This window comes from Streptomyces sp. NPDC111516 (assembly GCF_055635345.1).
Genome location: NZ_JBVKBV010000031.1, coordinates 41,428 through 55,045, shown reverse-complemented (window position 1 = coordinate 55,045; position 13,618 = coordinate 41,428). Strand labels below are relative to the sequence as shown.

Below are 13,618 nucleotides of genomic sequence, written 5' to 3'. Positions count from 1 at the left end.
CCGCCGCCCTGCGCGTATCTCACACCCCACAGCTACCGACCCGACTCAGCCGCTGTCAGGCGAACGGCCCGACATCACCCAATCAAGTTCAGTAGTCAGCGTTTCCTGTCCGCCGCCGCGGTGGGCTTTTCTTCCGGAGCGGTGGCCGGGTCCTTCATTTTCTCCGAGATCTGCATGCGTTCCTTCGCCGTCGTCGGCATGTCGACCCGATCGCGGTAGTACCAGGCGCTCAGCGCGGAACGGAGCCGGGCCGCGCGTGATGCCCGCGTACGCGGCGGGGCCAGCGGCTGAGGGACGTCCCTGACCAACAATCGGTAGCGCCGGGCCGCGGTCAGTGGTTGATGGCTGTCGGTGATCCGCCCGTAGACACTCTGGCTGACCTTGCCTTTCGCCTCGCCCTCCGCCAGCACCTGTCGGTCATGTGCTTGCAGGGCCAGGCACGCGCGCTTGGCGACCATGAAGGCGATCACCGGGCCGACGATCAGGGCGGCCCTGAGAATCCAGGTCAGCGTTTCGATCGAGACTCGGAAGATGAAGGCGCTCAGATCATTTCCCCCCGCAATCAGCAGAACCGCGTAGAAGACAATCGCCGCCACTCCCAGACCCGTACGCGTGGGGCGATCACGCGGCCGGTCACACAAGTGGTGCTCCATCAGATCGCCCGTCACCCATTTCTCGAAGTACGGGTACAGATAGAGAATCATGAAGAGGACGCCAGGCAGCACCACAGCGGGGAGGAGGACATTCCACATGACGGTGTGCCCCGCCACTGTGGTCTCCCAGGGCGGCATCACCCGCAGCGCCCCCTCAAGAAAGCCCACGTACCAGTCCGGCTGCGAGCCGGTGGAGACGTGATCTGTGCGGTAGGGGCCATAACGCCAGACGGGGTTGATCTGGGCAGTGGCCCCGAGCCAGGAGATGACGCCGACGACCATCAGACTCAGGCCCGCGGACTTCGCGGTGAAATGCGGGAACATCGGCTGCCCGACGACATTCCGGTTGGTCCTGCCCTGAGACGACCACTGAGTGTGCTTCAAGTAGACGACCAGTACCAGATGCACAACGACCAGGGCGATCAACAGGCCGGGAACGAACAGCACATGAACGATGTACAGTCGCGGGATGATGACGTCACCGGGGAAATTCCCGCCCCACAGAAAGAAGCCCAGGTAGCTCCCGACAATCGGGATCGAGGTCACAATCGTGTAGGCGGTGCGCATCCCGGTGCCGGACAGCAGGTCATCGGGCAGCGAGTACCCGGCAAATCCCTCCACCAGAGCAAGCATGAACAGCGTGACGCCCACCATCCAGTTGATCTCACGCGGCCTGCGGAACGCGCCGGTGAAGAAGACTCGGAGCATGTGCACGCCCAACGCGGCGACGAAGATGAGGGCTGCCCAGTGATGCATCTGCCGAATCAGCAGCCCGCCTCGCACGTCAAAACTGATGTCCAGCGTCGTCGCATACGCCTGTGAGACCAAAACCCCTTGCAGGGGGACGTGCGAGCCCCGGTACAACTCCTGCTCCATGCCGGGGTCGAAGAACAGTGTGAGGTAGCTGCCCGTCACTACCAGAGCGATGAGGCTGTACAGGGCGAGCTCACCCAGCAGATACGACCAGTGGTCGGGAAACGCCTTGCGCAGGAGCGCTCTGCCCGCCTCGGAGACCGGCGCTCGACGGTCCATCGCAACGTAGCCGGCAACCGCTGTCTGACGGACTTTCCGTTCAATCCTTCGCCTACGGGTACGGAACAACAAATCCGTCAGCTCCTTTCCTCGTGCGAGCTGTGTGGGACACCGGCAGCGTCCAGGACTCGGACGGATATCGGCACTATGCGTGGTCGGACGAGTGCCATTCCCGCATTAGGCAGAACATGGGCACGGCCCTCCGGCCAGAGGTGCGCCCTGATTGCCGACGGCCGGTGCGGCGCCCCCCATCGGTCCACGTGGAGACGTCATTTGGCTGTGCGCCCCGCGCCGGGACTCCGACGCCAGGTTCGCCGCTCTCATCGTCGGCCCGGGCCATGGCACGAATCACCCCGCAGGGCCGCGCCTCAGAAGCGGTGGCCCCGGAGGACGGCCATGCCGCCCGGTCGGGCGCCGAAACCGCTGGTCGTGCCGTTCACCGGGGCGTCGGCCGGTCCGGGCGGCGCTGGTGGCCGACGTCGCGGACGAGGTCCAGGCCGAGGACGCGGTCGAGATGGGCGAAGGTCTCGAATTTGGCGCCGGGCGGCACATCGGACCGTTCCGCCACATCCGCGAGCAGATCGAGGACGGCGGCGACGTCGAGATCGTCGACCAGCGCCGCATGCGACTCCCGCAGCAGATCGGCGGGGACCGGCCGCGACGGCTCCTGCGCCCAGTCGGCCACCTGCTGACGCCACTGCCGCAGTGTCCCCCGGGCCTCGGCCAGCGCCGCACCGGTGACCGTGACCGGCGTGGCATAGGGACGGTGGAGCAGCAGCAGGCGCACTGCCAGCGGATCGGCGGTCTCGGGCACGAGTACGTCCGGCCTGTCCGGGGAGAGGAGGTGGCCGGGGTCGGGCACGCCCTCCTCCAGCAGGACCGTGCTCACCTGGCCCACCTCGATCCGGCCCCCGCTCGTGGCGTCGCCGGTGTCGGCGCCCTGGGCGACCACGTGCACGTCGGCGGGGCCGCCGAGTGCCGCGTCCGGGTGGTGGGCTCCGACGACGGCAGGGGGATGGATGCCGAGTACGGCCATGACGCGGTCGAGCGCGCTGGCCTGATCAGACGTCAGTTCCGGGGTGGTGAGGACCGTGAGGACCTGGAGGCCGTTCAGCTCGGCGGTGCGCGCCAGTACGTCACCGACCAGCGGCACCCGCAGGTGCACCGGACCGATGCCGGTGCCGAGGGCCGGCAGATGGACACAGCTGCGCAGCAGGTGGCGGGGCGCGGCGGGGATTTCCACGAGGTGGCCGGTGCGGGTGTCGGCGATACGCAGCATGGTGCGGAGGCTAGTCCCGGACACCGCCCGCGCGTGGGAGAAACGGGGCGGGGAGTCCGCCAGGGCGTTTCGGCAACGCGGGAAGCGTGCGTGCCAGGGCGTGGCCGCCCGATCAGAGGTCACCCGACAGGCTCTCAGTGCTCCTCGGTCAATTGCTCGTCCAGTTCGTCGAAGAGCAGCTCGCTGTGGTCGATCTGGCCGGTCCGGTAGGCGGATCGCGCCACCAGGTGGGCGGCGACCGGACCGGTCATCAGCTGGAAGAAGCCGATCAGCGCGAGGGTGGCGAGATCCATGCCGCTGCGCAGCCGCAGGGCCACCCCGGCGAGGACCAGGAGCATGCCGAGGGTCTGCGGTTTCGTGGCGGCGTGGCTGCGGGACAGCACGTCCGGCAGCCGCAGCATTCCGATCACACCGAGCAGACAGATCGCCGCACCGATGAACACCAGCACCGCACCGGCCGTGTCGAGGATCTGGAGCCAGATGTTCACCGTGCTTCCCCCTCGGTCCCGCCCGTGCCGTCGCGTCCGTCGCCGCCGGTTCCGCCCGCTTCCCGCCGCAGCGCCGGCCGGTCGCGCGCGGCGATGAAGCGGGCGATGCCGACCGACCCCGTGAACCCGAGGAAGGCCAGCACCAGCATGATCGGGAAATAGAACGGGTCGCGCGCGAAGGCGGACTTGGCGCCGAGGCCCGCGATGATGAGGGCGGCGCACACATCGAGTGAGATGGCCCGGTCCAGCATTGAGGGGCCTCGCCGGATCCGGGTGAGGAGCCCCGCACCGGCGATGACGATCACGACGACGGCCGCGGTGAGCAGCACCCGGTCGACGGTCTCCGGCACACTCATGCGCGGTCCCCCCTGTCGCGCCCGGTCGGTGGCGGCGGTTCGGCGACGCGGGCGATCTCGTCGGACGTGCCGAAGGCCCGTACGGTCAGCTCCTCGATCCGCCAGACGGAGCGCCGCGCCGCGTCGAGTACGGCGGGTCGGTCCGCGTCGAGGACATGCAGGAAGACGGTGGCCGTGGCTCGGCGTACCTCGACGATCGATCCGCCGGGCACGTTCGACACGGCGACGGCGGTGGCCGCGAGCATCAGGTCGGAGCGGCAGCGCAGCGGTACGGCGATGACGGCGGCCCGGTGCGGATGGTCGACGAAGATCTGCCGGGTGACCCGTACGCCCGAGGTGTACATGTCGTAGAGCAGATAGCCGGCGAGCATGAGGATGCCCCAGGGGTGCAGACGGAGCCCGAGGTCGACCCGGGGCAGCGGGAAGGCCAGGCAGACGGCGACCGCGACGACCGCGCCGATCAGTACGTTGGCCCAGTTCAGGCCGGACCAGAGCATCACCCAGATGAGGGTGAGCCAGGCGATCAGCGGGAGGTCGAGCACGCGTCCCCGTCCGCCGAACTCGCAGCTGAAGGGCGGCAGGTCCTTGTTCCGGAAGGACATCCTGACGATGCGTTTCACCGGCCGAGCACCGCCTCCACGTAGGGGGTACGTGCGAGGAGTTCGGCGGCCGCGCGGTCGGTGTAGGAGGTCAGCGGTCCGGCGCACACGGTGAAGGCGAGCCCGAGGGCGACGGCTGCCGCGGTGGCCGCGGTCATCGGCAGCGGGAGCTTCGTCGTGGTGGTGACGGCGTGTCCGTGCAGGGTGGCCGCGACCGCGAGCCCGGCGGGCTGGTAACGGGGGCGGACCGGTTCGTCGCCGCTGCCGGGGATGTGGTCGGGGCCCTCGTCGACGTCGTTGTCGTCCTCTTCGGAGTCGGACTCCAGGACGGTTCCTGCCGCGGTCTGCCCCGGGGGCGCGGCCCGCCAGAACGCCAGGTTCCAGACCTTGGCCATCACGTACAGCGTGAAGAGGCTGGTCACCGCCGATCCGGTGACGAGGAGCCATGCCCAGACGCTCCCGTCGGCGACGCCGGCCCGCATCAGTCCGAGCTTGCCGATGAAACCGGACAGCGGCGGGATGCCGGCCAGGTTCATGGCGGGTACGAAGAACAGGACGGCGAGCAGCGGGGATGCCTTGGCCAGTCCGCCGATCCGGGTGAGTTCGTTGGTGCCGCCCCGGCGTTCGATGAGGCCCGCCACCAGGAAGAGCGTGGTCTGGACGGTGATGTGGTGGGCGACGTAGACGATCGCGCCGCCGTACGCGTCCCGGGTGGCGAGGCCGATACCGAAGACCATGTAGCCGATGTGGCTGATGAGGGTGAAGGAGAGCAGCCGCTTCAGGTCGGTCTGGGCGACGGCTCCGAGGATGCCGACGACCATCGAGGCGAGCGCGGCGGCCATCAGCAGGTCGCCCAGCCGGTTGCCGGGGAAGAGCAGGGTCTCCGTGCGCAGCATGCTGTACACACCGACCTTGGTGAGCAGACCGGCGAAGACCGCGGTGACAGGGGCGGGCGCGGTCGGATACGAGTCGGGGAGCCAGGCCGCGAGCGGGAAGACGGCGGCCTTGATGGCGAAGACGGTGAGCAGCATCCCCTGGATCAGGGTCTGTACCCCGAGCGGGAGCGTGGCGAGCCGGCCGGCCAGTTGTGCGAAGTTGGCGGTGCCGGTCGCCGCGTAGGTCATGGCGATGGCGGTGAGGAACAGCATCGACGAGAACAGCGAGATGATCACGTACGTGGAGCCCGCGCGGATGCGGGGTCCGGTGCCGCCGAGGGTGAGCAGGACGAAGCTGGCGACGAGCATGATCTCGAAGCCGACATAGAGGTTGACGAGGTCACCGGCGAGGAAGGTGCAGGAGACCCCGGCGACCAGGATCAGATATGCGGGGTGGAAGACCGCCACGGGTGTTTCCTCGTCCCGGTCGGCCATGCCCTGGCCCAGTGAGTAGACCAGCACGCAGAGCGTGATGGCGGAGGAGACGGTCAGCATCAGTCCGGACAGCCGGTCGGCCACCAGGGTGATGCCGAGCGGCGGCGCGAAGTCGCCGAGGTGGACGGAGAGCGGGCCGCGGGTGTCGGCGACGATCATCAGCATGAGGGAGAGCCCGAGCACGGCGGTGAGCACGGCGACGCTGACGAGGCGCTGGATCTGCTTGAGCCGGGTGCCGACGGCGAGGCTCAGGCCGGTGGCGCAGAGCGGCAGCAGCACCGGCAGGGGGACGAGTGCGTTCATCCGGTGTCTCCCGGGTCGGCGTGGGGGTGGGGCCGTTTCTGGGCGTAGTCCTCGGGGTCCGCGCCCACTACGTCGTGCCAGAGGTCTCCGGTGGCGTACCGGCCTCGGGCCTGGAGGGCGCGGTCGGCGCGCAACCTGGCCCGCAGGCGGCGGCGTTCCTCGCGGTACCGGGCGCGTTCCTCTTCCGTGACGTCCGGGACGGCCCGGTACCGTTCGCGCAGTTCGTCCCGCTCCCCCAGCACCTCCGCGCGCAGTACGATGCGCCGGTCCTCGTCGTCGTCGTGGACCTCGTCGGTGCCGGTCAGCTGGTGGCTGCGGTAGGCCATGGCGAGGAGGAACGCCGTGGTGGCGAGGGTGATGACGATCGCGGTGAGCGCGATGGCCTGCGGCAGGGGGTCGGTGACCTCCCGCAGCGGGACGCCGTAGAGGAGCGGTTCCCGGCCGGCCGATCCGGTCGCGGCGATGATGAGCAGATTGATGCCGTTGCCCGCGATCACCGCGCCGAGCAGGATGCGGGTGAGGGGCCGGGTGAGCATGAGGATGCCGCCGACCGCGCACAGCACCGCGGCGGTGGCCAGGAGCGAGAAGCTCACCGTCATCCGGTGGGGCCTCCCGTCCCGGGTGCGGGTCCCGGTGGGGTGCCGGTGCGCGCGGCGGCGGCCCTTTCGAACGCCGCGCGCTCGATCTGCCGGTCGATCTTGGCGCCGAGCGCGCGCACGATGTCCAGCACCACGCCCAGGACCAGCAGATAGACCCCGAAGTCGAAGAGGACCGGGGTGCCCAGGTGGTATGCGCCGATCAGGGGCAGCCGGCCGTGGTGGGTCCAGGCGTGCAGGACCGTTCCCTCGGCGAGGCCGAGCAGGGCGACGCTCGTCGAGATGAACAGCCCCAGGCCGGTGAAGAGTCCGGGCTGCAGCGGCGCGGCTTCGGCGAGTTCGAAGCGGCCGCCCGCCAGGTAGCGGGTGATCAGGGCGAGTCCGGCGACGAGCCCGCCGACGAAGCCGCCGCCCGGCATGTTCTCGGCGCAGAACAGCAGGTACAGCGAGAGCACCAGGACCGGGTGGAACAGCAGCCGGGCCACGACCTCGAAGACGATCGAGCGGTGCTCGGGGGCGAGCGTGGACCCGGCCGCGAGCCAGCCGCGTTCCGGTGCCCCTTCGTCTCCGTGCGGAAGTCCCGTCATCTCGGGGGCCGTCAATGACCAGGCGGTACGTCCCCGCGTCTCTTGCCGCAGCGACGGGTCCTCGGCGCGGCGGTGCAGATAGATCAGGCTCGTCACGCCGACCGCGGCCGCGGCGAGCACGGCGGATTCCCCCATCGTGTCCCAGGCGCGCAGGTCGACCAGGATGGTCGCCACGACGTCCTTGAGCCCGTGGTGGGCGGTCTCCTCCACCATGGCCGCGCCAGCTGGTTCTGCCGAACGCGCGGCCGCCGCGACCCACACCACCACGCCGAGCGTCGCCGCCGCGGCCAGCGCGACCGGAATGCGTACGGCACGCCGCCAGGTGCTGACCGACTCCTGGAAGCGCACGGGCATCCGCCGCAGCACCAGCACGAACACGATCATCGACACGGTCTCGACGCAGAACTGGGTGAGCGCCAGGTCCGGGCCGCCCTGGACGACGAAGAGCAGCGCGGCGCCGTATCCGGTCAGCCCGGCCAGGACCACGGCCTTCATCCGCCGGCTGACGGTGAGACAGAGCAGGGCGGCCGCGCAGGTCAGCACGGCGATGGCGCCCTGCAGCGGGAAGTCCCAGATCTTCGGGGCGGCCGCCCCGTGCCAGGGCCGGTCCACGCCGAGGACGGTGAGCTGGCCGGCCAGCATCACGAGCAGGGTGGTGGCGAGGTACACGGAGAGCGAGCCGCGCTGGACGAAGCCGGTGAGCTGGAGAGAGAGCCGTTCCAGGCCGAGCAGCATTTGTCCGAAGACGCTGTCGGCGGTGGGCCAGGCGATCCGCCGGGAGAGCCGGGTGACGGTGGTGCGGCCGGCGAAGAGCAGCACGCCGCCCGCCACGGCGGCGGCCGAGAGCAGCAGGACGGTACCGAATCCGTGCCAGAGCGAGAGATGGTAGGGATGCGCGGACGAGGGGAACGCGTCCGCGTACGTGCCGAGCAGCCGGTCGGTCCACCCGACGCCGGGTCCGAGCACCAGCCCGCAGACCGCGAGCACGGCGGGCGGCGCGAGGAACCACGGGCCGACCCGGTGTACCGGAGTGTCCTCGACCCCGGGCTTGCGGGCGAAGGCGCCCCAGACGAACCGCATGGTGTACGCGACGGTCAGCGCCGAGCCCGCCACCGTGATGCCCAGTGCCCAGCGGTCGGCGGTGTCACCGTGCAGCAGCGCCTCGAACGCGGCCTCCTTCGCGGCGAAGCCGAGCAGCGGGGGCAGGGCCGCCATGGACGCGGCGGCGAGCACCGCGACCGTGCAGACGTGCGGCAGCGCCCGCCCGACGCCGGAGAGTTTGCGCAGATCACGGGTGCCGGCCGCGTGGTCGACGATGCCGGTGACGAGGAACAGCGGCGCCTTGAACAGGGCGTGGCCCAGGATCATGACGGCGGCGGCCAGCGCCGCGTCCCGATTGCCGACCCCGGCGAGCAGGGTGAGGAAGCCGAGCTGGCTGACGGTGCCGTAGGCGAGGACGAGCTTCAGGTCGTTCAGGCGCAGCGCCCGCCAGCCGCCGAGCAGCATGGTCGCGGCCCCGAGGACGATCACGACGGGCCGCCAGACCGGCACGTCGGCGAAGCCGGGGGCGAGCCGGGCGACCAGGTAGACCCCGGCCTTCACCATCGCGGCGGCGTGCAGATAGGCGCTGACGGGGGTGGGTGCGGCCATGGCGTTCGGCAGCCAGAGACTGAACGGCCAGATCGCCGACTTCGACAGGGCCCCGCACAGGATCAGCACCACGGCGACCGAGACGGCGAGGCTCGCCGGGGGCGGGTCGGCGAGGATGGCGGAGATCCGGTACGTGCCAGCCGACTGACCGATCATCAGGAAGCCGACGAACATCGCCAGGCCGCCGAGTGTGGTCACGGTGAGCGCCTGGAGCGCGGAGCGGCGGCTGTGCTTCTGCTCGCTGTCGTACCCGATCAGCAGGTACGAGAAGACCGTGGTCAACTCCCAGAACACATAGAGCGAGATCAGGTCGTCGGCGAGGACCAGGGCGAGCATGGCGCCCGCGAACGCGAGAAGGTTTCCGGCGAAGCCGGCCAGTTGCGGGGTTCCGTCGGTGAAGTACGAGGCGCAGTAGAGCAGGACGAGCGTGCCGATTCCGGCCGCGAGCAGCACCATGAGCTCGGCGAGCGCGTCGAGCCTCAGATCGACGGTGACGTCGTAGGCCGGCATCCACCGCCACGACCAGGTGACCGAGCCGCCGGAGGCGGCGGTGTTCCACTGCGTGGCCGCCCATACGGTGGCGGCGGCCGGTGGCAGCCCGAGCACCACGAAGGCACGCGTGCCCAGGGCCCGTACCAGCGGTCGCGCGCAGGCGGCCAGGACGAAGTGGCAGACGATGAGCGCGGTCATACGGCCCCGAGGGGCGTCCCGCGCCCGCGGGGAGCGGGGGTCCGGGGCCCGGGTGAGGCGTTACAGACAAAGGGCACTAAATACAGATATATCCCCGATCACGCTTCACCCGTACGGCGCGCCGCGCCCCGCCCGGCCCGCTACTCGAACCGGCCCGGCCCGGGCTCCGACCGCCTGGGCTTTCCGGCCCGTCCCCGACCAGCCCGGACCGGCCTGAACCAGGCGCTCCGGACCGCAGTGGCGGAGTTGTGTGTGATCAGTGATGCACATGTGAGCCCACTTCCTTTTCATTTTTGCAGTGTGACTAATATCAATGCGCCGAAGTTCTCAACGGATTTGACCAGTCGTGAGGCTGGCATCATCGTCAAGGAGCACGCCCTGCGCACGCGCGCCTCACGGCGGACCGAATCGACCACCATGTCGTTGCGGACAGCCCTGCTCGTACTGGCCATCGTCCCCGGCGTCGCCCTGGCCGCCCTCTGGGCGGTCACCAGCGGCCAGACCCTGCTGGACTTCCAACGTCAGGCAGCCCAGGGACAGTTGGCCCAGAAGGCGGGCCAGCCGTCCAACATCGTCTACTACAACCTGCAGGAAGAGCGCCGGCTCAGTGCCGAGGCGCTCGCCGGGCACAAGGGCTCGACCGATGCGTTGGAGCGGCAGCGCAAGAAGACCGACGACGCGATCAAGAGCTTTCAGTCGCTCTCCGACGTGGCGACGGACGACGCCCCCGCCGAGGTCCGTGACGCGGTCGGCAAGGCCCGCGAGGCGATCAATCAACTGCCCGCCCAGCGCGCCCTCGTCGACGAGGGCGGCAACGATCAGCAGAAGGTCGTGTACGGCTACTACACGGACCTGATCGCGGTCGACCTCGAACTCTTCACCGCGCTCAGCCATGTCGACAACGGCCGGATCACCACGCTTTCGCAGCCGCTCGTCGACCTGTTCTGGACCAAGGAGATGATCTCCCGTTCGGACGCCCTGCTGACGCGCGGCTGGTCCGAGGGGAAGCTGAGCAGCGAGGACCTGCGACAGGTCCGGGAGGCGGTGTCCGGCCAGTCGCTCCACTACTCCACCAAGGTCGTCCCCTATCTGCCGTCGGACGAGAAGGCCATGTGGGAGGAGATCACCCGCAGTCCGGCCTGGAAGACCAAGACGCGGGTGGAGAACGAGGTGCTGCGGCCGGCCGATGCCGACGCCGCCGGCTTCGTCGAGGTCGGCGCCGAGGAGAAGACCTGGCGCGGCGCGATGGACGAGCTCTCTCCCCAGCTCGAGAAGCTGTTGGAGCACCGCACCGCCCTCGTGGTCGAGGAGGGCAAGGGCAGTGTGATGTCCCTGCTGTTCAAGATGGTGCTGACCACGGTGGTCGGTCTGGTGGCCGTGATCGCGGTCATCTGGACCACCTGGCGCCTCACCCGTAACCTCCGCCGTCGGATCGGCAGGCTGCAGGAGCGGGCCGAGGAGTTGGAGAAGGCCCTGCCCGATGTCGTCGAGCGGCTGGGCAAGGGCGAGCGCATCGATGTCGAGGCCGAGGCCCGCGCCATCGAGCGCGACGACAAGGGCGACAAGGGCGACGAGCTGACCCGGCTCGGCGACGCGCTCAACCTGGCGCGCACCAGTGCACTGGCGGCTGCCGTCAAACAGGCCGATCAGCACCGCGGATTCGAGCGGCTGCTCCAGCGCATCGCGCGCCGTACCCAGCAGTTGATCGGCCAGCAGCTGAAGAAGCTGGACGAGCTGGAGCGCAAGCACGAGGACCCCGAGTTGCTGGAAGGCCTCTTCGACCTCGACCACCTCACCGCACGGCTGCGGCGGTACGAGGAGAACCTGGTGATCCTCGCGGGCGGCTCCCCGCACCGGCGCTGGCGCAAGCCGGTTCCGCTGCTGGATGTGATGCGTTCCGCCCAGGGCGAGGTGCAGGACTACCGGCGTGTGGTGCTGGACCTGGACGGCAGCCCCTGGCTGTCGGAGCGGGCCGTCGGACCGGTCTCGCACGTGCTGGCCGAGCTCATCGAGAACGCGCTCAGCTTCTCCCGGCCGCCCTCCCCGGTCGAGGTCCGGGCCGCCAGGGTGAGCCGCGGTCTGGCCATCGAGGTCGAGGACCGGGGCCTGGGGATGGAGGAGGACCAGCTGGCCGCGGCCAACGAGCTGATGGTCCGGCCGCCCCGGATGGACGTGCTCGCCCATTCCGACGACATTCGGCTCGGTCTGTACGTGATCGCGCGGCTCGCGGACCAGCACGGCCTGCGGGTGGAGTTCCGTTCCTCGGCGTACGGCGGTACGCGGGTGGTCGTGCTCGTCCCCGACGAGCTCACCGTCTCCGAGCCGCGGTCCGGTCCGGTCGGCGTGCCCTCCCCCGCTGCCGCGCCCGCCGCCCCAGCGGCGGCCCCCGGGGCCGGTGACGCGCTGCCGACCCGCGTCCAGGGTCAGGCACTGGCCGGAGTCACCGCGTTGAACGCGGCGGGCTCGCCCTGCGCCACCCCGGAGCAGCCGTACGCGGCGCCGGAGAACCCGGTTCCGGCGCCGGACGAGCCGTACGGGGCGCCCACCGACCCGCACTCCGCACCGGCCGCACCAGCGGCGCCGTACACGGCGCACGAGCCCCCGCACGAGCCCCCGTACAACGCGGCCGAACAGCCGTACATGACGGCAGCCGGCCAGTACCCCGTGGACCAGCCGCCGTACCCGATGCCCGAGGAGCCGCACCGGGCTCCGCAGCAGCCGTACGCCGCTCCGTACCCCTCGGGTGTCGGGGCGGACCGCTCCGGCCTCCCGATCCCCGGGCCCCGGCAGGCCGGGCCGGACGTCGCCCGGCCCGCGCAGCTGCCGGTGTCCGTTCCCGACCATCCGGCGCCGCCGGAGCCGGACGCCCTCCGCCCGGAGAGCGGGTCCGACCGGCCCGTCCTTCCCGCGCCCGGTGCGGAGCCCCCGCTGCCGCGCCGGGTACGACAGGCCAGCCTGGCGGACGAGCTGCGGATCGCCCCGGCCGCCCGACCCGCCGCGCCCACGCCGCCGAGCCCGAACGAGAACCCGCAGCTGCGACCGGCCCCGCGCCGGGCCGGAGCCGCGATCGGAGCGTTCCAGCGCCGCTCCCGCGCGGCCCGCGCGACCGACGGAACGACGACGCAGCCCGCTCCACCCGCCACCCCCCTCCCCACGAGAGAAGAACGGTCATGACACGCACAACCGCCACTCACCAGGATCTCGACTGGCTGCTCGACGGCCTGGTGGACTCGGTGGCCGAGACCCTGAACGCCGTGCTGCTCTCCGACGACGGTCTGGTGGTGAGCCATTCGCGCACCATCGATCGTGCCGACGCCGAGCGGCTGGCCGCCATCTGCACCGGTCAGCAGAGCCTGGCCCGCGGCGTCGGGCAGCTCTTCAACGGCGGCGGCGTACACCAGGTGATCGTCGAACTCGCCGACCTCTGGCTCTTCATCATCTCGGCCGCCCAGGGCACCCACCTGGCAGTGATCGCCTCCCAGGAGGTGGACGCCGAGATCATGTCGCTCGCCATGCACAACCTCGTACAGCAGGTCGGCCAGAAACTCGGCACCCCGGCCCGCGGTGAGTTCGACGCCTTCGGTTCCGGGGACGGGCAGCGCGCGTGACCCCGTACTGGGAGGAGGAAGCCGAGGAGGACGGGGCGGACTCGATGGTGCGCCCGTACACCATCACCCGGGGCCGGACCGCTCCCGAGCGGGACGACCTCACCCTCATCACCGTGCTGACGACCGCACAGGACCCTCGGGACGAGCACGGTGCGCCGATCCTGCGGGGGAGGCTCCAGCCGGAACACCGGCTGATCCTTGCGCGCTGCAGCCGCCCGTCCGCGGTCGCCGAGGTCGCGTCCGACCTCGGCTTCCCGGTGTCGGTGACCAAGATCCTGCTGGCCGACCTCGTCGCCCAGGGCCTCTTGCTGGCTCGTGCCCCGCTCTCGGTGGCGCGGGCGGCCGGCGGGGCCCGGATGGGCCTGCTGGCCGCCGTTCGTGACGGACTCCGGAGACTCTGAAGCAAC

The 13,618-nt window shown here is 70.4% G+C and carries 11 protein-coding genes; 3 read left to right on the top strand and 8 right to left on the bottom strand.

All coding sequences use genetic code 11. The annotated features are described in order from the left end of the window. Window positions 1-95 precede the first annotated feature (95 nt). The 8 genes from qcrB to ACZ7L9_RS34415 form a co-directional block, all read right to left on the bottom strand. Complete coding sequence (gene qcrB / locus ACZ7L9_RS34450) at window positions 96-1,757, bottom strand: cytochrome bc1 complex cytochrome b subunit (protein WP_471421470.1); 1,662 nt, start codon at window positions 1,755-1,757, stop codon at window positions 96-98. A gap of 364 nt (window positions 1,758-2,121) precedes the next feature. After that, window positions 2,122-2,964, bottom strand: coding sequence for a hypothetical protein (locus ACZ7L9_RS34445; protein ID WP_471421469.1), 843 nt, complete (start codon window positions 2,962-2,964; stop codon window positions 2,122-2,124). 134 nt (window positions 2,965-3,098) lie between these two features. Continuing rightward, on the bottom strand, window positions 3,099-3,452 hold the full coding sequence (gene mnhG, locus ACZ7L9_RS34440) for a monovalent cation/H(+) antiporter subunit G (RefSeq protein ID WP_471421468.1): 354 nt from the start codon (window positions 3,450-3,452) through the stop codon (window positions 3,099-3,101). Further along, the gene (locus tag ACZ7L9_RS34435) at window positions 3,449-3,808 is read right to left on the bottom strand and encodes an MrpF/PhaF family protein (RefSeq protein ID WP_471421467.1); all 360 of its coding nucleotides are present in this window, start codon (window positions 3,806-3,808) and stop codon (window positions 3,449-3,451) included. The genes mnhG and ACZ7L9_RS34435 overlap by 4 nt, the downstream gene beginning before the upstream one ends. After that, window positions 3,805-4,410 (bottom strand): Na+/H+ antiporter subunit E, encoded by a 606-nt coding sequence (locus ACZ7L9_RS34430; RefSeq protein WP_471421471.1) that lies wholly within the window; start codon window positions 4,408-4,410, stop codon window positions 3,805-3,807. The genes ACZ7L9_RS34435 and ACZ7L9_RS34430 overlap by 4 nt, the downstream gene beginning before the upstream one ends. Before the next feature lie 14 nt (window positions 4,411-4,424). Continuing rightward, window positions 4,425-6,080, bottom strand: coding sequence for a Na+/H+ antiporter subunit D (locus ACZ7L9_RS34425; protein WP_471421466.1), 1,656 nt, complete (start codon window positions 6,078-6,080; stop codon window positions 4,425-4,427). After that, window positions 6,077-6,679, bottom strand: coding sequence for a Na(+)/H(+) antiporter subunit C (locus tag ACZ7L9_RS34420; RefSeq protein ID WP_471421465.1), 603 nt, complete (start codon window positions 6,677-6,679; stop codon window positions 6,077-6,079). The genes ACZ7L9_RS34425 and ACZ7L9_RS34420 overlap by 4 nt, the downstream gene beginning before the upstream one ends. Next, entirely contained in the window at window positions 6,676-9,603 is a 2,928-nt protein-coding gene (locus ACZ7L9_RS34415) for a Na+/H+ antiporter subunit A (RefSeq protein ID WP_471421464.1), read from the bottom strand. The genes ACZ7L9_RS34420 and ACZ7L9_RS34415 overlap by 4 nt, the downstream gene beginning before the upstream one ends. 417 nt (window positions 9,604-10,020) lie before the next feature. Here ACZ7L9_RS34415 and ACZ7L9_RS34410 point away from each other — a divergent pair, with 417 nt between their 5' ends. Genes ACZ7L9_RS34410 through ACZ7L9_RS34400 form a run of 3 tightly spaced genes read left to right on the top strand, consistent with a single transcriptional unit; the run spans window position 10,021 to window position 13,612 of the window. Continuing rightward, window positions 10,021-12,777, top strand: a complete 2,757-nt coding sequence (locus tag ACZ7L9_RS34410; protein WP_471421463.1) for a sensor histidine kinase — start codon at window positions 10,021-10,023, stop codon at window positions 12,775-12,777. Further along, window positions 12,774-13,211 carry a roadblock/LC7 domain-containing protein gene (locus ACZ7L9_RS34405; protein ID WP_471421462.1) on the top strand — a complete coding sequence of 146 codons (438 nt, stop codon included), beginning with the start codon at window positions 12,774-12,776 and terminating at the stop codon, window positions 13,209-13,211. Before ACZ7L9_RS34410 ends, ACZ7L9_RS34405 begins: the two co-directional genes overlap by 4 nt. Further along, a complete protein-coding gene (locus ACZ7L9_RS34400) occupies window positions 13,208-13,612 on the top strand; it encodes a DUF742 domain-containing protein (protein ID WP_471421461.1) in 405 nt (134 codons plus the stop codon). The genes ACZ7L9_RS34405 and ACZ7L9_RS34400 overlap by 4 nt, the downstream gene beginning before the upstream one ends. Window positions 13,613-13,618: the final 6 nt, after the last annotated feature.